This is a genomic window from Cloacibacterium rupense (genome assembly GCF_014645495.1).
GTDB lineage: Bacteria > Bacteroidota > Bacteroidia > Flavobacteriales > Weeksellaceae > Cloacibacterium > Cloacibacterium rupense.
In genome coordinates, this window is sequence record NZ_BMLV01000003.1 from 255199 (window position 1) to 277099 (window position 21901).

18 protein-coding genes and 4 tRNA genes are annotated in these 21901 nt (G+C 34.6%); 3 read left to right on the forward strand and 19 right to left on the reverse strand.

Annotation, left to right across the window (positions count from 1 at the left end):
- Nucleotides 1-79: 79 nt before the first annotated feature.
- The 3 genes from nadA to IEW40_RS08865 all read right to left on the reverse strand — a co-directional run bounded on the left by nadA (nucleotide 80) and on the right by IEW40_RS08865 (nucleotide 2669).
- On the reverse strand, nucleotides 80-1096 hold the full coding sequence (nadA, locus tag IEW40_RS08855) for a quinolinate synthase NadA (protein WP_188617737.1): 1017 nt from the start codon (nucleotides 1094-1096) through the stop codon (nucleotides 80-82).
- 53 nt (nucleotides 1097-1149) lie between these two features.
- Nucleotides 1150-1716, reverse strand: a complete 567-nt coding sequence (gmk, locus tag IEW40_RS08860; protein WP_188617817.1) for a guanylate kinase — start codon at nucleotides 1714-1716, stop codon at nucleotides 1150-1152.
- 95 nt (nucleotides 1717-1811) lie between these two features.
- Entirely contained in the window at nucleotides 1812-2669 is an 858-nt protein-coding gene (locus tag IEW40_RS08865) for a YicC/YloC family endoribonuclease (protein WP_229663416.1), read from the reverse strand.
- A 135-nt stretch (nucleotides 2670-2804) separates the two neighbouring features.
- Here IEW40_RS08865 and lpxK point away from each other — a divergent pair, with 135 nt between their 5' ends.
- From lpxK to dinB, 3 genes are all read left to right on the forward strand, one after another.
- The gene (lpxK, locus tag IEW40_RS08870; RefSeq protein ID WP_188617738.1) at nucleotides 2805-3830 is read left to right on the forward strand and encodes a tetraacyldisaccharide 4'-kinase; all 1026 of its coding nucleotides are present in this window, start codon (nucleotides 2805-2807) and stop codon (nucleotides 3828-3830) included.
- On the forward strand, nucleotides 3814-4629 hold the full coding sequence (locus IEW40_RS08875) for a purine-nucleoside phosphorylase (RefSeq protein WP_188617739.1): 816 nt from the start codon (nucleotides 3814-3816) through the stop codon (nucleotides 4627-4629). The genes lpxK and IEW40_RS08875 overlap by 17 nt, the downstream gene beginning before the upstream one ends.
- Before the next feature lie 96 nt (nucleotides 4630-4725).
- On the forward strand, nucleotides 4726-5811 hold the full coding sequence (gene dinB, locus IEW40_RS08880; protein WP_188617740.1) for a DNA polymerase IV: 1086 nt from the start codon (nucleotides 4726-4728) through the stop codon (nucleotides 5809-5811).
- Between the two features lie 4 nt (nucleotides 5812-5815).
- Here the strand turns inward: dinB and IEW40_RS08885 are convergent, their stop codons facing one another.
- The 16 genes from IEW40_RS08885 to IEW40_RS08960 all read right to left on the reverse strand — a co-directional run bounded on the left by IEW40_RS08885 (nucleotide 5816) and on the right by IEW40_RS08960 (nucleotide 21879).
- Complete coding sequence (locus IEW40_RS08885; RefSeq protein ID WP_188617741.1) at nucleotides 5816-7090, reverse strand: alkaline phosphatase family protein; 1275 nt, start codon at nucleotides 7088-7090, stop codon at nucleotides 5816-5818.
- Nucleotides 7091-7203: 113 nt separating this feature from the next.
- A complete protein-coding gene (locus tag IEW40_RS08890; protein WP_188617742.1) occupies nucleotides 7204-7506 on the reverse strand; it encodes a DUF3467 domain-containing protein in 303 nt (100 codons plus the stop codon).
- Between the two features lie 89 nt (nucleotides 7507-7595).
- Nucleotides 7596-11864: a DNA-directed RNA polymerase subunit beta' gene (gene rpoC, locus IEW40_RS08895; RefSeq protein ID WP_188617819.1), complete on the reverse strand. Its 4269-nt coding sequence runs from the start codon at nucleotides 11862-11864 to the stop codon at nucleotides 7596-7598.
- A 29-nt stretch (nucleotides 11865-11893) separates the two neighbouring features.
- Entirely contained in the window at nucleotides 11894-15721 is a 3828-nt protein-coding gene (gene rpoB / locus IEW40_RS08900) for a DNA-directed RNA polymerase subunit beta (RefSeq protein ID WP_188617743.1), read from the reverse strand.
- Nucleotides 15722-16028: 307 nt separating this feature from the next.
- Nucleotides 16029-16397, reverse strand: coding sequence for a 50S ribosomal protein L7/L12 (gene rplL / locus IEW40_RS08905; protein ID WP_104794381.1), 369 nt, complete (start codon nucleotides 16395-16397; stop codon nucleotides 16029-16031).
- 68 nt (nucleotides 16398-16465) lie between these two features.
- The gene (gene rplJ, locus IEW40_RS08910; RefSeq protein WP_188617744.1) at nucleotides 16466-17074 is read right to left on the reverse strand and encodes a 50S ribosomal protein L10; all 609 of its coding nucleotides are present in this window, start codon (nucleotides 17072-17074) and stop codon (nucleotides 16466-16468) included.
- A gap of 13 nt (nucleotides 17075-17087) precedes the next feature.
- Entirely contained in the window at nucleotides 17088-17780 is a 693-nt protein-coding gene (gene rplA, locus IEW40_RS08915; protein ID WP_188617745.1) for a 50S ribosomal protein L1, read from the reverse strand.
- An 11-nt stretch (nucleotides 17781-17791) separates the two neighbouring features.
- A complete protein-coding gene (gene rplK / locus IEW40_RS08920; RefSeq protein WP_069799571.1) occupies nucleotides 17792-18235 on the reverse strand; it encodes a 50S ribosomal protein L11 in 444 nt (147 codons plus the stop codon).
- A gap of 211 nt (nucleotides 18236-18446) precedes the next feature.
- Nucleotides 18447-18866 (reverse strand): hypothetical protein, encoded by a 420-nt coding sequence (locus IEW40_RS08925; RefSeq protein ID WP_188617746.1) that lies wholly within the window; start codon nucleotides 18864-18866, stop codon nucleotides 18447-18449.
- Between the two features lie 353 nt (nucleotides 18867-19219).
- Nucleotides 19220-19762 (reverse strand): transcription termination/antitermination protein NusG, encoded by a 543-nt coding sequence (gene nusG, locus IEW40_RS08930; protein ID WP_188617747.1) that lies wholly within the window; start codon nucleotides 19760-19762, stop codon nucleotides 19220-19222.
- A gap of 11 nt (nucleotides 19763-19773) precedes the next feature.
- Nucleotides 19774-19980: a preprotein translocase subunit SecE gene (gene secE / locus IEW40_RS08935; protein ID WP_188617748.1), complete on the reverse strand. Its 207-nt coding sequence runs from the start codon at nucleotides 19978-19980 to the stop codon at nucleotides 19774-19776.
- A 12-nt stretch (nucleotides 19981-19992) separates the two neighbouring features.
- A tRNA-Trp gene (locus IEW40_RS08940) sits at nucleotides 19993-20063 on the reverse strand.
- A gap of 53 nt (nucleotides 20064-20116) precedes the next feature.
- Entirely contained in the window at nucleotides 20117-21304 is a 1188-nt protein-coding gene (gene tuf / locus IEW40_RS08945) for an elongation factor Tu (protein ID WP_188617749.1), read from the reverse strand.
- Nucleotides 21305-21519: 215 nt separating this feature from the next.
- Nucleotides 21520-21591 (reverse strand) — tRNA-Thr (locus IEW40_RS08950).
- Nucleotides 21592-21640: 49 nt separating this feature from the next.
- Nucleotides 21641-21713: transfer RNA gene (locus IEW40_RS08955), tRNA-Gly, on the reverse strand.
- Between the two features lie 83 nt (nucleotides 21714-21796).
- Nucleotides 21797-21879: transfer RNA gene (locus IEW40_RS08960), tRNA-Tyr, on the reverse strand.
- Nucleotides 21880-21901 lie beyond the last annotated feature (22 nt).

The window sequence follows — 21901 nt, forward strand, 5'->3', positions numbered from 1 at the left end:
AAACAATTGAAAAAATGTAATTTTCAACAAAAAAAACGTTCAGAAAATCTCTGAACGCCCTATTATTTTAATTTTATAATTATTTGATTGTTTTGCTCAATTCTAACATTGCTTCAATTGGTTTCAATGCTTTTACACGAAGTTCTTCCTCCATTGTGATTTCTGGAAGTTCGTATTTCATGCACAAATACAACTTTTCTAAAGTATTTCTTTTCATAAAGAAACATTCTGAACAATTGCAACTTTCGTCATACACCAAAGCCGGAATGAGTTCTTTTTCTGGAGCACGTTTTTTCATTTCGTGGAGAATTCCTTCTTCTGTAGCTACGATAAATTTCTGACAATCATCATTTTCTACATAATTTAAAAGAGCAGATGTAGAGCCAATAAAATGCGCCAAATCTAAAACCGCAGTTTCAGATTCTGGATGTGCGATGAGTTTAGCATCAGGATTTTCTGCCATTTGTTTGGCAATTCTTTCCATAGAAAAAGCTTCGTGAACGATGCAGCTTCCGTTCCATAAAATCATATTTCTGCCCGTTTTTTTCTCTAAATATTTTCCCAAATTTTTATCTGGTGCGAAAATTATTGGTTTATCTTTTGGCAATGCATTGATAATGGTTTCTGCATTAGAACTGGTAACGATGATGTCTGATTCTGCCTTGGTTTCTGCATTACAATTGATGTAAGTTGCGATAAGAGCATTAGGATGTTTTTCACGCATCTCTCGTAAACCTTCACCACTACAACCATCTGCTAAACTACAACCCGCCAATAAATCTGGTAAAACCACTTTTTTAGTTGGGTTCAAAATTTTTGCCGCTTCTGCCATAAAATGAACACCGCAAAACGCAATCATATCTGCATCGGTATCTTTTGCCGCTCTAGCTAATTGAAGAGAATCTCCGAGATAATCTGCAATATCTTGAATTTCGCCTGGCTGATAATAATGCGCCAAAATCACCGCATTTTTTTCTTTTTTAAGCTCTAAAATGGCTTTCACCAATTCTTCACCTTGAGGAATTTGGAATTCTTTTAAATCTAAAAATCCTTTTACAGGCATATTTGAAATGGCAGTGTCTAATGTATGTTTCATTTGTTTATTTTGTTTGATGTTGTTTGAATTGTTTGATGTTGTTTGATTAAGAATTAATTCTCAATAAATTTCTCTACCAAACGTTCGATTTCTTTTTTGGAAGTTTTTAAATCGTCATTGATTACAATTTCATCAAATTCTTCTGCGTAAGACATTTCGTGTTTGGCTTTGGCAACTCTGGTTTTGATGGTTTCTAAATCATCTGTAGCTCTAGATATCAATCTTCGTTCCAATTCATCAATAGAAGGTGGCGCAATGAAAATAGACAATGCTTTTTCACCAAATTTTTTCTTCAAATTTACTCCACCCACTACATCTACATCAAAAATTACGACTTTTCCTTCGCTCCAAGTTCTTTCTACTTCTGATTTTAAAGTTCCGTAGAATTTATCAGTATAAACTTCCTCAAATTCTACAAAAGCGTCTTCTGAAATCAGTTTTTTAAATTCTTCTACCGAAAGGAAAAAATAATCTTTTCCGTGAATTTCTTCGCCTCTCAAAGCTCTAGTGGTTGCTGAAACAGAAAATTGCAATTGCGGAAAAATCTGTAAACAGTGTTTTACTAAAGTGGTTTTTCCACTTCCTGAAGGCGCTGAAAATATGATAACTTTGTTATTCATAAATGATAAGTGATGAGTGATGAATGATGCCATTTTTGAAAATCAATATAATTTGAAAGTAAATTTTATATCAATTATCATTTATCATTCATCAATTATAATACATTAAGCGTTTGTTCTTTTATTTTTTCTAAATCGTCTTTCATCATCACTACCAATTTTTGGATTTCGTGATGATTGGCTTTTGAACCCAAAGTATTGATTTCCCTGCCAATTTCTTGCGAAATAAAACCTAGTTTTTTACCGTTCAACTCTTCATTTTTCATTACTTCATTATAGTATTTCAAGTGTTGCGCTAGCCTTACTTTTTCTTCGGAAATATCTAATTTTTCGGTGTAGTAAGCCATTTCTTGATAAAATCTGGTTTCATCTACATTTTCGAATTCCTTCAAAGTATTTTGGTAACGCTCTTTCACCGCAATCATTCTTTCTTCTTCATAAGGAATGACTTTGGCTAGATTTTCTTCAATATTTTTAAGATTTTTAGAAAGTTCTTCGTGTAGATTAGCGCCTTCGGTTTTTCTGAAATCTACAAATTTTGCTACGGCTTCTTTTACCAAACTTAGCAGAAATTGCCATTCATCATCATTCAGTTCTGCTGGTTTTCCGTTGATGGCTTCTGGCATTCTGATGGCCATTTTCAGGTATTCCCATTCTTCGGCGTTGGGTGATATTTCTCTTAATTGATTGATATATGCTTTTACAATGTCTTGGTTGATTTTCACATCATTTACGTCTTCTATATTTTCGCAATTGATATAGCAATCTACTTTTCCTCTGAAAATGGTATCGTTTAAATATTTTCTTACTTCGAATTCTTTTTCTTTGTATCTAAGCGGAATTCTGATGTTTAAATCAAAAGATTTACTGTTGAGAGATTTTAGTTCTATCGTAATTTTTTTTCCTTCAAAAATCCCTTCGGCTCTCCCAAAGCCTGTCATTGATAAAATCATAAGTATATGTATCTACGTACAAATATAAGAAAAAGATGCGCTATCAAAAGAAAATCTAATCTCAAAGACGATTGTTGAAAAGTTAGAGACTTTAGCATTGTAAAATCCTTAAAAAAAATTGTAATTTTGCAATCTATGAAAAGATGGTATCTCTACCCTTTTTCCTTAATTTATCATTTTGTGACATCTGTTAGAAACAAAATGTACAATTGGGGAATTTTATCTTCTACGAAATTTAAAACTCCGATGATTGGCGTCGGAAATTTATCTGTTGGCGGAAGTGGAAAATCGCCAATGGTGATGTATTTGGCAGATTTATTGTCAAAAAATTTCAGAACAGGTGTTTTATCTAGAGGCTACGGAAGAAAAACAAAAGGCTACGGAATTGTGAATTATGACAGCACTTACAAAATGGTAGGTGACGAAGCTATGCAGTTGTTTGAACGTTTCAGAAATAGATTTGTAATTGGAGTTTGCGAAGACCGAGTTTTCGGAGCAAAAAAAATTATTGAAGATATGGATTTGGATGTTCTTTTGCTAGATGACAGCTATCAGCACAGAAGAATAAAACCAGGTTTCAATATTTTATTAACTGATTATAACGATCCTTATTTTAAAGATTTTCTTTTACCAGCAGGTAATTTAAGAGAAAGCAGAAGAGGTGCAAAGCGTGCAGATGTAATAGTAGTGACTAAATGTCCCGAAATTCTGACTGAGGAAAAAAAGCAATTTTTCATCAATAAAATAAAGCCAAAACATTACCAAAAAGTTTTTTTTTCTAGCATTAATTATGATGAAAATGTGGTGAATAAACGCCAACAAATTCCGGTTCAGAACCTTAATTATTATGACATCCTTTTGGTTACAGGAATTGCAAATCCTAGTCTTGTCTTAAAAGAACTACAAAAATATACTCAAAAAATAAAGCACCTGAAATATGGTGACCATCATTCTTTTACCATAGCAGACATAGAAAACATCAAAAAAGAATATCAAAAATTAGGCGAATACAAAATTATTTTGACTACTGAAAAAGATTTTGTACGCTTAAAATATTTTGATTTTATGAGAGAAAAAATCTACTATTGGCCCATCAATGTAGAAATAGACCGCATGGATGAATTCAACCAAATTATAGAAAACTATGTTACAAAAAATTAAACAAACAGCAGAATTCATCAAGAATATCATAAATGATGTTCCAGATTTCGCTATTGTTCTTGGCTCAGGGCTTGGCAAATTACAAAATGAAGTAGAAGCTATACATACCTTAGAATATCACGAAATTCCTAACTTCCCACAAACTACAGTTGCTGGACATGGTGGTAAATTAATCTACGGAATCTTAGAAGGCAAAAAAGTGCTGATGATGAGCGGTAGATTTCACTATTATGAAGGGCATAGTATGGAAACTGTGACTTTTCCTTTTAGGGTTTTTAAGCTGTTAGGAATTCAAAATTTAATTGTTTCTAATGCATCTGGAGGTGTAAATCCTAATTTTAGAGTGGCAGATATTATGATTATTGATGATCATATCAATATGATGCCTGAACATCCGCTTCGTGGTAAAAACATTGATGAACTAGGCCCTCGATTTGTAGACATGAGCGAGCCATACAACAGAAAAATGATTGCTGTAGCCGAAGAAGTTGCAAAAAATGAAGGAATTTCTGTTCACAAAGGTGTTTATTTAGCACTGCAAGGCCCTACTTTTGAAACACCTGCTGAATACGGAATGGTAAGAGCAATAGGAGGCGATGCTGTAGGAATGAGTACCGTACCAGAAGTAATTGTAGCAAAACATATGGGAATGGACTGCTTCGGAATTTCTATCATTACTGATGTTGGAGGACCAGAAATTGCCTTCACCGTTTCGCACGAAGAAGTGCTAGAAGCAGCCAACAAAGCCATGCCAAATGTGATAAAAGTAGTAAAAGGATTGGTGAAGAATTACCCATAAAAGTTGGAAGATTAAAGTAAAAAATAGAACGTTTCAAGTTTTTTGAAGCGTTTTTTTATTTCTAAATAAAAATTTACTAAATCATTATCTTTGTGTATGGAAATCCCAAAAAGGAAAATCATACATGTAGATATGGATGCATTTTATGCATCCGTAGAGCAGCATGACAATCCTGAACTAAAAGGAAAACCAATAGCAGTAGGAGGCGGACACCGAGGTGTGGTTTCGGCAGCTAGCTATGAAGCAAGAAAATTTGGGGTACGCTCTGCCATGCCCAGCAAAATTGCCAAAGAAAAATGCCCACATTTAATCTTTGTTCCACACAGATTTGCCAGATACAAAGAAATTTCACAAAAAATACGTGCTATTTTCCACGAATACACAGATTTGGTAGAACCACTTTCTCTAGATGAAGCTTACCTAGATGTAACCGAAAACAAAAAGGGAATAGAATCTGCCAATCTAATCGCCAGAGAAATTAGAAAAAGAATTTTTGAGGAAACTGGACTTACCGCCTCAGCTGGAATTTCTGTTAATAAATTTTTGGCAAAAGTAGCTTCTGATATTAATAAACCAAATGGTCAAAAAACCATTCATCCAAGTCAAATTTTAGAATTTTTAGAAGAACTTCCCATAGAAAAATTCTACGGGATTGGAAAAGTTACTGCTAATAAAATGTACAGTTTGCAAATCTTTAAAGGAAAAGATTTGAAGGCAAAGACATTAGAAGAACTGATGAGACTTTTCGGAAAATCTGGCGCTTATTATTACAATGTAGTAAGAGGAATACACAACGGTGAAGTAAAACCCAACAGAATACAAAAAAGTGTAGCGGTAGAACATACTTTTTGGGATGACATCAATGAAGATGAACAAGTTGACCAAAAATTAAAATCGCTGAGTGAAGAACTAGAAGCCAGACTTTCTAAAAAAGAAATCAAAGGGAAAACCCTGACACTGAAAATCAAATACAAAGATTTTTCTCAGTTCACAAGAAGTAAAACTCAAGAAATTTATTTTGAAAATGCACAAGATTTCTACGAGACTTCTAAAAAACTTTGGGAACTGAGACCCTACAACAAAGCCATCAGATTGCTTGGTTTATCACTTTCTAACCTCAACACAGAAGAAAAAAAACAAATTTCGGTACAACTTAAAATTCCTTTTGAGGAGTTTGAATGAATACTTATTTCAAAGTTTTTTGTAAAACAGAAACTTTACCGTCTATTGGTTCTGTAATTTTGAGACCTAGAATTTCTGCCACCAATGGATAAACATTTACGTTTGAGAATTCATTAATCTCAAGATTATTTTTAAAAACATCACCCCAAGCGTAAAAAACTGCCTTCATTTCAGGAGTTTTTCTAGGATTATAGCCGTGCTTTCCTACAGAAGTAGATTTTCCTTTTTCTAAAAATATCTTAGGAGCGTTCGGTACTAAAAGAATCTGACCAATCCTATTATACTTGTCATCTTTGGTCCCATAATGTAATTTCCTAGGAAATCTTTTGGTTAAAATTACTTTATAATCATCTGATTTAGCATCTTTTAATTGATGATAAATAGTTTCTATTTCATTAGGATTTTTAACTATTACTCTCAATAAAGTTTGAGAATTAAAAATATCAAAACGTTCTTTATCAAGTAATATTTCTGGTATATAGAGCGGATTTTCTTTATCAACTTTTATCATTCCGTGGTCTGAAACGAAAATAAAATTTACATTTTTAAGACCCAGTTCGTTTACTTTTTTCACTAAATTTCCAACGGCTGAGTCTACCAATTTTACAGAATTTTTAGCTTCTTCTGATTCTGGACCATAATGATGACCAGCAGCATCTACCTCTGGAAAATATAGTGAAATAAAGTGCGGGCGAACGTCTTCTGGTAATTTCAACCAATTAATCACTTTAGAAATTTTTTCTTCAGGAGTGAATTTTTCGTGGTAATGGTAATAATACGTTGGTCTAGCACCACCTGCTTCACTTGCAGAACCAACCCAATGTAAAGATGCAGAAACTACACCTTGCTTTTCAGCCAAACTCCAAAGCGGAGTACCACCGTACCAAGAACCGTCTTCTGCATTTTCTTTTTTGCTCATGGCATAAAATTCTTTTCTAGAATAATCATAGAAAAAATTATCTACCAACCCGTGATGAGAAGGATACAAACCTGTGATTAAAGACCAATGGTTTGGGAAAGTTATACTGGGAAAAGTTGGCAACATAGCCTTTGCACTTACACCTTGTTTAGAAAGATTTAAGAGATTTTCGGCGTTGTATTTTTTGGCGTAATCATACCTGAAACCATCTGCAGAAATTAAAATTAAATAGGGTTTTTCTTTGGCTAATGCAGAATTTGTTCTATTTGGGACTACTACTTGTGCAGTATCTGCAGATTTATTTTGAGAAAAAGAAAAAGAAAAGACAAAAATAAATAGTATGTAGGTAAGATTTCTCATTGTGAATATTTACTACAAAATTAAAGACTTTTCATCAAAAGTGAAGGTATTTCTTAATAAAAAAATCCCGACAAAAATGCCGGGATTGTATATGCTAATAGTAATAATTATTATTAAGCTTGAGCGTTTCCTCCTCCTAGTACGAAAGGTTCAACTTCTTTGATTTCTCCAAATTGAGCTTCATAGTTTTGGATATTTTGCTCTAATGCAGCTAAAACTCTCTTAGCGTGAAGTGGAGCTAGGATTACTCTACTTCTTACGTGAGCTTGTTGTACACCTGGCATTAATTGGATGAAATCTAAAACGAATTCAGATGGAGAGTGGTTTACTAATGCTAAGTTGCAATATGCACCAGCAGCTACCATTTCGTTTAATTGGATATTGATGTTTTGATCTTGGTTTTGGTTATTATCCATTGTTATAAGATTTAATTGTTAAATATTAATTTATTCTTTTACAAAAATAAGGTTTAAAGAACAAAAATCATTCTTTAAACCTATATTTTTTAATTTAATTCTTCGAATTCTTTGTTAGAACCTACAATTACATTTTGGTAAACTTTAAGACCTGTACCTGCAGGAATTCTGTGACCTACAATTACGTTTTCTTTAAGACCGTTAAGTTCATCAACTTTACCAGACACCGCTGCTTCGTTTAGAACTTTAGTAGTTTCTTGGAAAGATGCCGCAGACATAAATGACTTGGTCTGTAGTGCTGCTCTTGTAATACCTTGTAGTACAGGAGTTGCAGTAGCCGTAAGGGCTTCACGAACTTCTACTAACTGAAGGTCTTCTCTCTTCAGTTTAGAGTTTTCGTCTCTCAATTCTCTAGCAGTAATCATTTGACCTGCTTTGAAGATTTTAGAATCACCTGGTTCAGTTACTACTTTTAATCCGAAAACTCTGTTGTTTTCTTCTAAGAAGTCGTATTTGTGTTCTAAAGCACCTTCTAAGAATTGGGTATCACCACCATCTACAATTTCAACTTTTGTCATCATCTGTCTTACGATGATTTCAAAATGTTTGTCATCAATTTTTACCCCTTGTAAACGGTAAACTTCTTGAATTTCGTTTACTAAGTATTCTTGTACGGCAGTAGGCCCTTTGATTTTTAGGATATCATCAGGAGTTACAGAACCATCAGAAAGTGGTGAACCAGCTCTCACGAAGTCATTTTCCTGAACTAAGATTTGGTTAGAAAGTTTTACTAAATATTTCTTCACCTCACCTGTTTTAGATTCTACTACCAACTCACGGTTACCTCTCTTAATTTTACCATAAGAAACTACACCGTCTATCTCTGTAACTACTGCAGGGTTAGAAGGATTTCTCGCTTCGAATAATTCGGTAACTCTCGGAAGACCTCCGGTGATATCCCCTGCTTTTGCAGATTTTCTTGGGATTTTGATTAAGACTTTACCTGCCTTAATTTTTTCACCATCGTTAACCATTAAGTGGGCACCTACTGGTAAGTTGTAAGCTTTTTGCTCTACTCCTTTAGAGTCTACTACTTTCAATGTAGGAATTGCTTTTTTATTTCTAGATTCAGAGATTACTTTTTCTTCGAAACCAGTTTGTTCGTCAATTTCTAATTGGAAAGAAATACCTTGGATGATGTCTTCGTATTCTACTTTACCAGCTGTTTCAGCAATGATAACCGCGTTATACGGATCCCATCTTGCGATAAGATCACCTTTTTTCACTTTATCACCAGGTTTTACAGAAAGTGCGGAACCATAAGGTACGTTAGCTACCATCAATGGAGTTCTAGCTGCATTATCTGCTACTAATCTAAATTCGGTAGAACGAGAGATTACAATTTCAGCTTCATTTCCGTTTTCATCTTCAGAAGTAATAGTTCTCAATTCGTCCATTTCTACGATACCATCTCTCTTAGCAACGATAGTAGGATTTTCTGAAACGTTACCTGCTGTACCCCCTTGGTGGAAGGTTCTCAAGGTTAACTGAGTACCTGGTTCACCGATAGATTGTGCAGCAATTACACCTACTGCTTCACCCATGTGAATTGGTTTTCCAGTAGCTAGGTTTCTACCGTAACATTTAGCACAGATACCTTTTTTAGCTTCACAAGTAAGTGGCGAACGTACTTCAACAGTTTCTATACCTGCTGCTTCTATTTTTTTAGCTAATTCTTCGTTGATGATTTCATCTGCATTAACTAAAATTTCATCTGATTCTGGATCGTAAACATTGTGAAGAGAAACTCTACCTAAGATTCTTTCAGAAAGTTTTTCTACGATTTCGTCATTCTTTTTCAATGCAGAAACTTCTGTACCTCTCAATGTACCACAATCATCTTCTGTTATGATAACGTCTTGAGCTACGTCTACCAATCTTCTTGTAAGGTAACCAGCATCTGCAGTTTTAAGAGCGGTATCTGCAAGACCTTTACGAGCACCGTGGGTAGAGATAAAGTATTCCAAGATTGATAAACCTTCTTTAAAGTTTGCAATAATCGGGTTTTCGATAATCTCAGCACCTACAGCACCAGCTTTTTGTGGTTTTGCCATCAAACCTCTCATACCAGATAACTGACGAATCTGTTCTTTAGAACCCCTTGCCCCAGAATCTAGCATCATATATACAGAGTTGAAACCACCTTGGTCAGATTTCATTCTGCTCATAATCATTTCTGTAAGACCAGCATTGGTATTTGTCCAAACGTCAATAACTTGGTTATAACGTTCTGTATCTGTGATAAGACCCATGTTATAGTTTCCTTTAATCTCATCTACCGTTTCAATTGCTTGAGCAATCATGGTTTTCTTTTCTGCTGGTACTACAATATCAGCCAGTGAGAATGAAAGACCGCCTTTGAAAGCGTTCATATAACCTAGGTTCTTCATATCATCAAGGAACTTAACCGTAGTTGGGAAATCTGTATCTGCTAAGATTTTACCAATAACGTTTCTTAATGATTTTTTAGTCAATAATTCATTGATGTATCCTACTTGTTTAGGTACAATTTGGTTAAATAAAATTCTACCTACCGTAGTTTCTTGAAGTTTAGTTACAATTTCTCCTTCTTCAGTTTTGAATGGTAATCTACATCTAACTTTAGCATTAAGAGAAACTCTACCTTCAGCATACGCAATTTCTGTTTCTTCTGGAGAGTAGAATACTAAACCTTCACCTTTCACTTTCATATCTTCAGTAGAACTTAATTCTTTGGTCATGAAATAAAGACCCAAAACCATGTCCTGAGAAGGTACAGTGATAGGAGAACCATTAGCAGGGTTCAAGATATTCTGAGAACCTAGCATTAACAATTGAGCTTCTAGAATAGCTTCTGGCCCTAGAGGTAAGTGTACCGCCATCTGGTCACCATCGAAGTCGGCGTTGAAAGCCGTTGTTACCAATGGGTGAAGTTGGATTGCTTTACCTTCAATCATTTTAGGCTGGAACGCTTGGATACCCAATCTGTGAAGCGTAGGTGCTCTGTTTAGAAGAACAGGGTGACCTTTCATCACGTTTTCTAGAATATCATAAACTACAGGTTCTTTTCTATCGATAATTCTTTTTGCAGATTTTACTGTTTTTACAATACCTCTTTCAATCAGTTTTCTGATAATGAATGGTTTGTAAAGTTCCGCTGCCATATCTTTCGGGATACCACACTCGTGAAGTTGAAGATTTGGACCTACAACAATTACCGAACGTGCAGAGTAATCTACCCTTTTCCCTAATAAGTTTTGACGGAAACGACCTTGTTTTCCTTTCAATGAATCTGAAAGTGATTTCAAAGGTCTGTTAGATTCTGATTTTACAGCTGAAGATTTTCTAGTGTTATCAAATAAAGAATCTACCGCTTCCTGAAGCATACGCTTCTCATTTCTAAGGATTACTTCTGGAGCTTTAATCTCAAGAAGTCTCTTTAGACGGTTATTTCTAATGATTACTCTTCTGTAAAGGTCATTTAAATCTGATGTTGCGAAACGTCCTCCATCCAATGGAACTAAAGGTCTTAGTTCTGGTGGTATTACAGGAAGCACACGCATAATCATCCATTCTGGCTTATTGATCATTCTAGTATTAGCTCCTCTAAGTGCTTCTACTACATTTAATCTTTTTAATGCTTCAGTTCTTCTTTGTTTAGAAGATTCGTTGTGAGCTTTGTGACGAAGATCAAAAGAAAGCGCATCTAAGTCTATTCTTTTTAATAATTCTTCTACCGCTTCAGCACCCATTTTAGCAACAAACTTATTTGGGTCTGAATCATCTAAATATTGATTTTCAATAGGAAGAGTTTCTAAGATATCAAGGTATTCTTCTTCTGTAAGGAATTCTTTATCTTCGAAATCAGAACCATCTGCTTTTTTGGCAATACCTTGTTGGATTACTACGTATCTTTCGTAGTAAATAATCATATCTAATTTTTTAGAAGGTAATCCTAAAAGGTAACCAATTTTGTTTGGAAGTGAACGGAAATACCAGATGTGAGCAACAGGAACTACCAAATTGATATGCCCAATTCTCTCTCTACGTACTTTTTTCTCGGTTACTTCTACACCACAACGGTCGCAAACGATACCTTTGTAACGAATTCTCTTATATTTTCCACAAGCACATTCGTAATCCTTTACAGGTCCGAAGATTTTCTCGCAGAACAAACCGTCTCTTTCAGGTTTGTGCGTTCTATAATTAATCGTTTCAGGTTTTAAAACTTCTCCTTTAGATTCTTGAAGAATAATTTCTGGCGAAGCTAAACCGATGGTGATTTTATTAAATCTACTTGATTTATTTTTTGACATAATTTGTTCAAATAAAAATTAAAAATTGAGGATTACTCTTCCAATCTTATATCAAGACCTAGACCTTGTAATTCGTGTAACAATACGTTGAAAGATTCTGGAATACCAGGTTCTGGCATAGCCTCCCCTTTTGCGATTGCTTCATACGTTTTCGCTCTACCGATTACGTCGTCTGATTTCACAGTTAAGATTTCTCTCAAGATGTTAGATGCACCGAATGCTTCTAGTGCCCAAACCTCCATCTCTCCGAATCTCTGACCTCCGAATTGTGCTTTACCACCTAGAGGTTGCTGAGTAATTAATGAATAAGGACCAATAGAACGTGCGTGCATCTTGTCATCTACCATGTGACCTAGTTTCAACATATAAATTACCCCTACTGTAGCAGGCTGAGTAAATCTCTCACCGGTACCACCATCATATAAATAAGTACTTCCGTAGATTGGTAAACCAGCTTTTTCTGTATATTCAGTAATTTGGTCTAAGCTTGCACCATCAAAGATTGGGGTAGCAAATTTTAAGCCTAATTTTTTACCAGCCCATCCTAAAACGGTTTCGTAAATCTGCCCGATGTTCATACGAGAAGGTACCCCTAGTGGATTCAATACGATATCTACTGGAGTTCCGTCTTCTAAGAATGGCATATCTTCTTCTCTTACGATTCTAGACACAATACCTTTGTTACCGTGACGACCTGCCATTTTATCACCTACATTTAATTTACGTTTTTTAGCGATGTAAACTTTTGCTAGTTTTATGATACCTGCAGGTAGCTCATCTCCGATAGAAATAGCATATTTCTCACGGTTTTTAACCCCTTGAATATCATTATACTTAATTTTATAGTTATGAATTAATTGTTTAATTAAATCATTTTTGTCTGCATCTACTGTCCAATCAGAACCGCTTACGTTTACATAATCTTCTACAGATTGAAGAAGTTTCAGCGTAAACTTAGCCCCTTTAGGAATGATTTCTTCTTCTAAGTCGTTATTAACACCTTGAGAAGTTTTACCATTAACTAGAGTATTGAGTTTTTCTAGAAGAGTATTTCTTAATTGATCGAACTGAGCTTTGTATCTATTTTCGATTTCTTCAAGTTTTAACTTTTCTTCTGTTCTCTTCTTCTTATCTTTAATATTTCTTGAGAATAATTTTTTGTCGATAACTACCCCTCTTAATGAAGAATCTGCTTTCAAAGAAGCATCTTTTACATCACCAGCTTTGTCACCGAAGATTGCTCTCAATAGTTTTTCTTCTGGAGTAGGGTCAGATTCACCTTTTGGAGTGATTTTACCAATAAGGATATCACCAGGTTTCACTTCTGCACCAATTCTAATCATACCGTTTTCGTCAAGATCTTTAGTAGCCTCTTCAGAAACGTTTGGTATATCAGCTGTCAGTTCTTCCATACCTAGTTTGGTATCTCTTACTTCTAGTGAATATTCATCTACGTGAATAGAAGTAAACCAGTCTTCTCTTACTACTTTTTCGTTGATTACAATTGCATCCTCGAAGTTATACCCTTTCCAAGGCATGAAGGCTACAGTAAGGTTTCTACCAAGAGCTAATTCTCCTTTTTCGGTAGCATAACCATCACAAAGCACTTGTCCTTTTACTACGGTATCACCTACTCTCACGTTTGGTCTAAGAGTAATGGTAGTAGATTGGTTTGTTTTTCTAAACTTAGTAAGGTTATAAGTTTTAGTAGCAGATTCGAATTGTACTAAATCTTCGTCTTCGCTTCTTTCGTATTTAATTACAATTTTATCAGCATCTACGTATTCTACAACACCATTTCCGTCTGCATTGATTAGAATTCTAGAATCAGCAGCTACTTGTTTTTCTAAACCAGTACCAACTACAGGTGCTTCTGGTTTTAATAAAGGAACAGCCTGACGCATCATGTTAGATCCCATCAAAGCACGGTTCGCATCATCATGCTCTAAGAAAGGAATTAAAGATGCAGAAATACCAGCAATCTGGTTAGGTGCAATATCTAATAATTCTACTTCTGTAGGAGTTACCACAGGATAGTCACCATCTAGACGAGCAATAACTCTCTCTGTATTAAATGTACCATCTTCTGCTAAATCTACGTTTGCCTGAGCAATCACTTTACCTTCTTCGTCTTCTGCATTTAAGAAAATAGGAGCAGCAGAGAAATCTACTTTACCATTTTCTACTTTTCTATAAGGTGTTTCTATGAAACCTAAAGTATTGATTTTTGCATAACATCCTAATGAAGAAATCAAACCGATGTTTGGTCCTTCAGGAGTTTCGATCGGACAAATTCTACCATAGTGAGTATGGTGAACGTCTCGAACCTCAAAACCTGCTCTTTCTCTTGATAAACCACCAGGTCCTAATGCTGATAATCTTCTCTTGTGAGTGATTTCAGACAATGGGTTGGTTTGGTCCATAAACTGAGAAAGCTGGTTGGTACCAAAGAATGAATTGATTACTGAAGTTAATGTTTTAGCATTTACTAAGTCTAATGGCGTAAAGATTTCGTTATCTCTTACGTTCATTCTTTCTTTAATTGTTCTTGCAATTCTAGAAAGACCTACACCAAATTGACCTGCCAATTGCTCACCAACAGTTTTTATTCTTCTGTTTGATAAGTGGTCGATATCATCTACTTCAGTTTTAGAATTAGCCAATTCTATCAAGTGTCTTACGATAGAGATAATATCTTCTTTGGTAAGAACTTCTGTAGTAGTAGGAATATTAAGACCTAATTTTTTGTTCAATCTATAACGTCCTACTTCACCTAGAGAATATCTTTGTTCAGAGAAGAATAATTTTTCGATAATTCCTCTTGCAGTTTCTTCATCTGGTGGATCTGCGTTACGTAACTGACGATAAATGTACTCTACCGCTTCTTTTTCTGAGTTGGTAGGGTCTTTTTGTAAAGTATTTTGAATGATAGAGAACTCACCACTATTTTCGTTGTGGATTAAGATAGACTTAACACCAGCATCCAAAATAAGGTCTAGATGTTCTTTTTCTAAAATAGTTTCTCTATCAAGGATAATTTCATTTCTTTCGATAGAAACTACCTCACCAGTATCTTCGTCTACGAAATCTTCGAACCAAGTATTCAATACTCTAGCTGCTAAAGTTCTACCTTGAACTTTTTTAAGATTTGCTTTAGACACTTTTACTTCTTCTGCCAAGTCAAAAATCTGAAGAATTTCTTTATCAGATTCATAACCAATAGCTCTTAAAAGAGTAGTAAGTGGTAATTTCTTTTTACGGTCAATATACGCATACATTACGTTATTGATATCCGTAGTAAATTCCATCCAAGATCCTTTGAAAGGGATAATTCTTGAATAGTAAAGTTTAGTTCCGTTAGCATGATAAGTCTGCCCGAAGAATACCCCCGGAGATCTGTGTAACTGTGTTACCACTACTCTTTCGGCACCATTGATGATGAAAGAACCAGAAGGTGTCATGTAAGGAACTGGACCTAAATATACATCTTGAATTACAGTTTGGAAATCTTCGTGTTCTGGGTCTGTACAGTATAATTTAAGTCTTGCTTTTAGAGGAACTGAATAGGTCAATCCTCTTTCCACGCATTCATCAATAGAATAACGAGGTGAATCTACCAAATAATCTAGAAATTCTAAAACGAACTGGTTTCTAGAGTCTGTGATAGGAAAATTTTCTTGGAAAGTCTTGTAAAGACCTTCATTCACTCTGTCCTCAGGAAGGGTATCTAACTGGAAAAATTCTTTGAAAGATTGTAACTGGATATCTAAGAAATCCGGTGTTACAACATTTCCTTTCGCAGAAGAAAAGTTAATTCTTTGATTTTCCTGAGTGCTTGAGATAGCTTTTGATTTACTCATAAAATGGTAAGAAAAGTTGGGTTAAAAAATATTTTACTTTATTTTAAAAAATATCAAAAATGCAGAGTGTTTGATGTTAGATGCCAGATGTTTAACATCCTGCTTCCTGCATCTAGCTTTCTACATTTCTAACTGCAACACTGGTATATCTTTTCACAGCGTAGTGCAAAATATTTTTTTCTTGAATTTAAAAATTTTCAAAATATTGAAAATCAACAAGTTAAGTTTAATGAAAAATTTAACTCTTAAAATAGACATAGACCTACCCATAATTGGGAAGGTCTAAGTCTTATTTGGTGTAAATAGATTATTTTAATTCTACTTCTGCACCAGCTTCTTCTAATTGTTTCTTAAGAGCTTCAGCTTCGTCTTTAGAAGCACCTTCTTTAATAGCAGTTGGAGCACCATCTACCATATCTTTAGCTTCTTTAAGACCTGCACCTGTTAAATCTTTTACTAATTTAACGATAGCTAATTTAGAAGCACCAGCTGATTTAAGGATTACGTCGAATTCAGTTTTTTCTTCAGCAGCATCAGCAGCTCCACCAGCAGCTACAACTACAGCAGCAGCAGCAGGCTCAATTCCGTACTCATCCTTAAGGATAGCAGCAAGTTCGTTTACGTCTTTTACAGTTAGGTTTACTAGCGTTTCAGCTAAATTTTTTAAATCTGACATTGTATTAATGTTTAAATTGTTGAACGATTTATGTTATTTTTTTTGAGTGTCTATTTGAGACATTTTAATTATTCCGCAGCAGGAGCTTCACCTTCAGCCGCAGGAGCTTCTGGAGTTTCTTCTGTTGCAGGAGCTTCAGCTACTACTTCTGGAGCAGCTTCTACAGCTGGAGCCTCCTCAGTTTTTGCACCTTTAGCTTCTTCTTTGTTTTCTAAAGCAGAAATCAATCTTTGGATTGGAGATTGAAGTAATCCGATGATTTCACCAATCATTTCTTCTCTAGACTTAATGTTTGCTAATGTATCTAGGTTTTCATCACCTACATAGAAAGTTTCTTGTAAGTAAGCAGATTTAAGAGCTGGTATAGCATCTTTTTTTCTGAAACCTTGGATCAATTTAGCAGGAGCATTAGCAGTTTCTGCAATCATTACAGCAGTGTTACCTTTAAATGAAGGGAACATTTCTGAATAATCTACACCTTCTATTTGCTCCATTGCTTTTTGTAGTAAAGTATTTTTTACTACTTTAAGCTTGATGTTATTTTTAAATGCTTGTCTTCTAAAATCTGAAGTTTGAGCAGCATTCAATCCTTCAAGATTTGCTACATACACTACTTTAGCGTCTTGTAACATATCTTTAACTTCTTGTATTACTAATACTTTTTCTTCTTTTGTCATTGTCTTTCAGATTTTAGTTAACAGATTTAGTATCAATTGCAATCCCCGGACTCATTGTAGAAGAAAGGTAGATAGATTTTACGTAAGTACCTTTAGCCGCAGTTGGTTTTAATTTAATTAACGTGTGAATTAATTCAGCAGCGTTTTCTTTTAATTTAGCAGCATCGAAAGATACTTTACCAATACCCGCGTGGATAATACCGTATTTATCTACTTTAAAATCAATTTTACCAGCTTTTACTTCTGCAACAGCTTTACCAACTTCCATAGTTACAGTACCAGATTTTGGGTTTGGCATAAGACCTCTAGGACCTAAGATTCTTCCTAATGGACCTAGTTTACCCATAACTGCAGGCATAGTAACGATTACGTCTACATCTGTCCAACCTTCTTTTATTTTTTGTAAGTATTCATCTAATCCTACATAATCTGCACCTGCTTCTTTAGCTTCTGCTTCTTTATCTGGAGTTACTAATGCTAATACTTTCACATCTTTACCTGTACCGTGAGGAAGAGATACTACACCTCTTACCATTTGGTTTGCTTTTCTAGGATCTACCCCTAATCTAACCGCGAGGTCAACAGAAGCATCAAACTTAGCATAGTTCAATTCTTTTACTAATGCAGAAGCTTCTTCTAGGCTATACACCTTGTTTTTCTCTACTTTGCTTGCAACTTCTTTTTGCTTTTTCGTTAATTTTGCCATTTCAATAAGTATTAAGCGTTAGACGGTTTTGTTCCAGTTACTCTCAATCCCATAGAACGAGCAGTACCTGCAACCATTGATAATGCAGAATCCATAGTAAAACAGTTCAAATCAGCCATTTTATCTTCGGCGATTTTTTTCACTTGTTCCCAAGTTACAGAACCTACTTTTACTCTGTTTGGTTCTCCAGAACCTCCTTTTACCTTAGCAGCTTCCATTAATTGGATTGCAGCTGGTGGAGTTTTAATTACGAATTCGAAAGACTTATCTTCGTAAACAGTAATTAGAACAGGTAAAACTTGCCCTGGCTTGTCTTGTGTTCTTCCATTAAATTGTTTACAAAACTCCATAATGTTTACCCCAGCAGAACCTAATGCAGGACCAACTGGAGGTGAAGGATTGGCAGCGCCACCTTTCACTTGGAGTTTCACCATTTTAAAGACTTTTTTAGCCATTGTTTAATTTTTAAAAATTTTTAATTTATGAATGTGGAAGCATTTATAAATCAGTAAGTTAGATTATCTCACTTTTCTAACTCACTTTTCAGGGTGCAAAATTAAGATTTTTTTTTGAATCTGCAATAGTTAGTGCGTTGATTTTTAGAAAGAATTTTTAAAAAATATTATTAGTCAAGATTGCAAATCTACAACATCGAGATATTTCAAATTACTTTTTTCCTTTGTTAGAATTTTTAAATTCCAATAAATATGTCCAAGGAATTATAGAGATTAATAGAATAATTCCTAAAAAGTATATCCTACCTGTGTTATATTCTTCAACTGGATAAATATAAGAATCATTTTGTTTGTCATATATAACATAAATCTTGCTATTGGGTGGATATTTTATACAATTGCCATAATCTAATTTTACATTATATACCTTATTTCCATTCTTTATATATACACCCGAAGCAAGTTTGGTGTAAGCTCTGCAACTCTGCCCAATAACAACTTTTTCAATAGGAAGATATTCATTAATGATTTTTTGATAATTAAAATAATTATATAATGAATAAATAAATCCAATAAAAATAAATAGTATAAAGAATAAATGGTTCTTATTATATAATTTTGAAATAATCATTGTTAAATTTTATCTTTTGTTTTTTCATCTACAATTACTTCACCCACCTTTTTGGTCTTTGAGTCATCTTTTAAAAAAGCTCATTTGTTAATTAATTTGCTCTCGATGTCACGAATTTACAATCCATGATAATTATTCCATAAAAATACCAATTTTTAATGAAACCTAAAATTAGCTTCGGGCAAAGTATTGTGTTTTAGAAATTCTTCGTATTCTTTTGATAATAATTTTCTTTCGTAGGTAGGCCTTCCGTTTTGTAAGGTAATTCGCATTTTGCCTTTCAAATTTATGTATTATAAATAAAAAACCACTCAAAAATTGAGTGGTTGATATTATATTTTAAAATTGAATGATTACAATTTTTCTACTTGCATGTAAGAAAGTTCCATAGGTGTTTTTCTTCCGAAAATCATAACAGAAACTTCGATTTTCTTTTTATCCTCATGAATTTTTTCGATTGTTCCATTAAATCCGTTGAAAGGACCATCTATTACTTTCACACTTTCTCCTACTACATAAGGTATATTGGTTTCTACTGCAAATTCAGAAAGTTCATCCATTTTACCTAGCATTCTGTTGACTTCAGATTTACGCATAGGTACAGGCTCACCACCTTTGGTTAAACTCAAAAATGAAATTACACCAGGAATATTTTTAATAACGTGAGGTACTTCGCCCATTAGATTAGCTTCTACCATTAGATAACCAGGATAAAAAGGCTTTTCTTTTGGTACTTTTTTACCGTTTCTCATTTGGATAACTTTTTCCATAGGAATTACCACCTGAGTTACGTAAGCATCATAGTTTAATCTTTTGATTTCGCTTTCTATGTAGGCCTTTACTTTATTTTCCTGGCCACTTACAGCTTTCAACACATACCACTTTAAATCGCTCATGGAAAAAAATTTTAGTTAAAAAAACCGATAAATAATGCTAAAACATTCTTAATAGCTGTACTAAATAATGAATCAACACCGAAAGTAAAAAGCGCTAAAATAATAGTCCCTACAGCTACCACAATAGTAGATGATTGCAGATCAGCCCATTTAGGCCATTCTACTTTGTATCTAAATTCTGAGTAAGAATCTTTAATAAAATTGATTAGTGAGTTCATAATTTTTATTTGCACGGGCACAAGGATTCGAACCCTGATCAACGGTTTTGGAGACCGGTATCCTACCATTGGACGATGCCCGTAGTTAAAAAAGCTCCGTAAGTTTCCTTACGGAAGCTTTTAATATTTAAGATAATTAATCTAAGATTTCAGTAACCTGACCAGCACCTACTGTTCTACCACCTTCTCTGATTGCAAATCTAAGACCTACGTTTAGAGCGATTGGTTGTAACAATTCTACAGTGATAGTTAAGTTATCACCAGGCATTACCATCTCTACACCTTCTGGTAAGAAGATTTCACCTGTAACGTCTGTAGTTCTTACATAGAACTGAGGACGATATTTGTTGTGGAATGGAGTGTGTCTACCACCTTCTTCTTTAGAAAGTACATAAACCTCAGCTTTGAATTTTTTGTGTGGCTTCACAGAATCTTTCTTAGCAATTACCATACCTCTCTTGATGTCAGTTTTCTCGATACCTCTAAGTAATAAACCTACGTTATCACCAGCTTCACCTCTATCTAAGATTTTTCTGAACATCTCTACACCAGTGATAGTAGAAGTTAATTTCTCATCACCCATACCTACGATATCTACTGGATCACCAGTGTTGATAACACCAGATTCGATTCTACCAGTTGCTACAGTACCTCTACCTGTAATAGAGAATACGTCTTCGATTGGCATAAGGAATGGTTTATCTTGATCTCTCACTGGTAATTCAATCCAAGTATCTACAGCATCCATAAGAGCTTCTACAGTTTCAACCCATTTTGGTTCACCGTTAAGTGCACCTAGAGCTGAACCTTGAATAACTGGAGAGTTATCTCCATCATATTCATAAGAAGATAATAAATCTCTTACTTCTAGTTCTACTAATTCTAATAACTCAGCATCATCTACCATATCCACTTTGTTCATGAAAACAACGATTCTAGGTACGTTTACCTGACGGCAAAGTAAGATGTGCTCTCTAGTTTGAGGCATAGGACCATCAGTAGCAGCAACTACTAAGATAGCTCCATCCATTTGAGCAGCACCAGTAACCATGTTTTTTACATAGTCGGCGTGACCAGGACAGTCAACGTGAGCATAGTGTCTGTTTACAGTTTCGTACTCTACGTGAGCAGTATTAATTGTGATACCTCTTTCTTTTTCTTCTGGAGCAGAGTCAATAGAAGAGAAGTCTTTCATTTCAGCTAATCCTTTCTCAGCTAATACTTTAGTAATAGCAGCTGTAAGGGTAGTTTTACCATGGTCAACGTGACCAATAGTACCAATGTTTAAGTGTGGTTTGTTACGATTAAACGTTTCCTTTGCCATGATTTTAATATTTAAATTTATTAACTATTGAAATTTTCAGTGCGCAAATATAGTGATTTTTTGAATACCAAAATCTTTTTATTAAAAAAAGTTTCAATATTCAGTTTCTATATATTTGACACTATGATATTATTCGTTTTTTTGAGGGTACAAATTTATGAATTTATTTCCATTAAATAAAAAAGTCTCTCGAAAATTTTGAGAGACTTTTTTAGAGCCAACTATGAGATTTGAACTCACGACCTCTTCCTTACCAAGGAAGCGCTCTACCCCTGAGCTAAGTCGGCTTGGAAAAAAAAATCACATACCGCCTAATTGGAATGTGATTTTAATTTGAGCGGAAGACGGGGGTCGAACCCGCGACATTCAGCTTGGAAGGCTGACGCTCTACCAACTGAGCTACTTCCGCAATTTGTGTTTACAAATTTGTTGGTAAACGGTGTGCAAATTTATAAAAATTTTTAAAACTTGCAAATTTTAATTTATAAAAAGTGGGGAGAGCAGGATTCGAACCTGCGAAGTCGTAAGACAGCAGAGTTACAGTCTGATCCATTTGGCCACTCTGGAATCTCCCCGCTTGTTTTTTATAAATTAATG

What these genes read in the sequence shown, in the direction of transcription:
- nadA (WP_188617737.1), bottom strand. Translation starts at nt 1,096, where the DNA reads ATGAAACATACATTAGACACTGCCATTTCAAATATGCCTGTAAAAGGA.
- gmk (WP_188617817.1), bottom strand. Translation starts at nt 1,716, where the DNA reads ATGAATAACAAAGTTATCATATTTTCAGCGCCTTCAGGAAGTGGAAAA.
- IEW40_RS08865 (WP_229663416.1), bottom strand. Translation starts at nt 2,669, where the DNA reads ATGATTTTATCAATGACAGGCTTTGGGAGAGCCGAAGGGATTTTTGAA.
- lpxK (WP_188617738.1), top strand. Translation starts at nt 2,805, where the DNA reads ATGAAAAGATGGTATCTCTACCCTTTTTCCTTAATTTATCATTTTGTG.
- IEW40_RS08875 (WP_188617739.1), top strand. Translation starts at nt 3,814, where the DNA reads ATGTTACAAAAAATTAAACAAACAGCAGAATTCATCAAGAATATCATA.
- dinB (WP_188617740.1), top strand. Translation starts at nt 4,726, where the DNA reads ATGGAAATCCCAAAAAGGAAAATCATACATGTAGATATGGATGCATTT.
- IEW40_RS08885 (WP_188617741.1), bottom strand. Translation starts at nt 7,090, where the DNA reads ATGAGAAATCTTACCTACATACTATTTATTTTTGTCTTTTCTTTTTCT.
- IEW40_RS08890 (WP_188617742.1), bottom strand. Translation starts at nt 7,506, where the DNA reads ATGGATAATAACCAAAACCAAGATCAAAACATCAATATCCAATTAAAC.
- rpoB (WP_188617743.1), bottom strand. Translation starts at nt 15,721, where the DNA reads ATGAGTAAATCAAAAGCTATCTCAAGCACTCAGGAAAATCAAAGAATT.
- rplL (WP_104794381.1), bottom strand. Translation starts at nt 16,397, where the DNA reads ATGTCAGATTTAAAAAATTTAGCTGAAACGCTAGTAAACCTAACTGTA.
- rplJ (WP_188617744.1), bottom strand. Translation starts at nt 17,074, where the DNA reads ATGACAAAAGAAGAAAAAGTATTAGTAATACAAGAAGTTAAAGATATG.
- rplA (WP_188617745.1), bottom strand. Translation starts at nt 17,780, where the DNA reads ATGGCAAAATTAACGAAAAAGCAAAAAGAAGTTGCAAGCAAAGTAGAG.
- rplK (WP_069799571.1), bottom strand. Translation starts at nt 18,235, where the DNA reads ATGGCTAAAAAAGTCTTTAAAATGGTGAAACTCCAAGTGAAAGGTGGC.
- IEW40_RS08925 (WP_188617746.1), bottom strand. Translation starts at nt 18,866, where the DNA reads ATGATTATTTCAAAATTATATAATAAGAACCATTTATTCTTTATACTA.
- nusG (WP_188617747.1), bottom strand. Translation starts at nt 19,762, where the DNA reads ATGAGCGATTTAAAGTGGTATGTGTTGAAAGCTGTAAGTGGCCAGGAA.
- secE (WP_188617748.1), bottom strand. Translation starts at nt 19,980, where the DNA reads ATGAACTCACTAATCAATTTTATTAAAGATTCTTACTCAGAATTTAGA.
- tuf (WP_188617749.1), bottom strand. Translation starts at nt 21,304, where the DNA reads ATGGCAAAGGAAACGTTTAATCGTAACAAACCACACTTAAACATTGGT.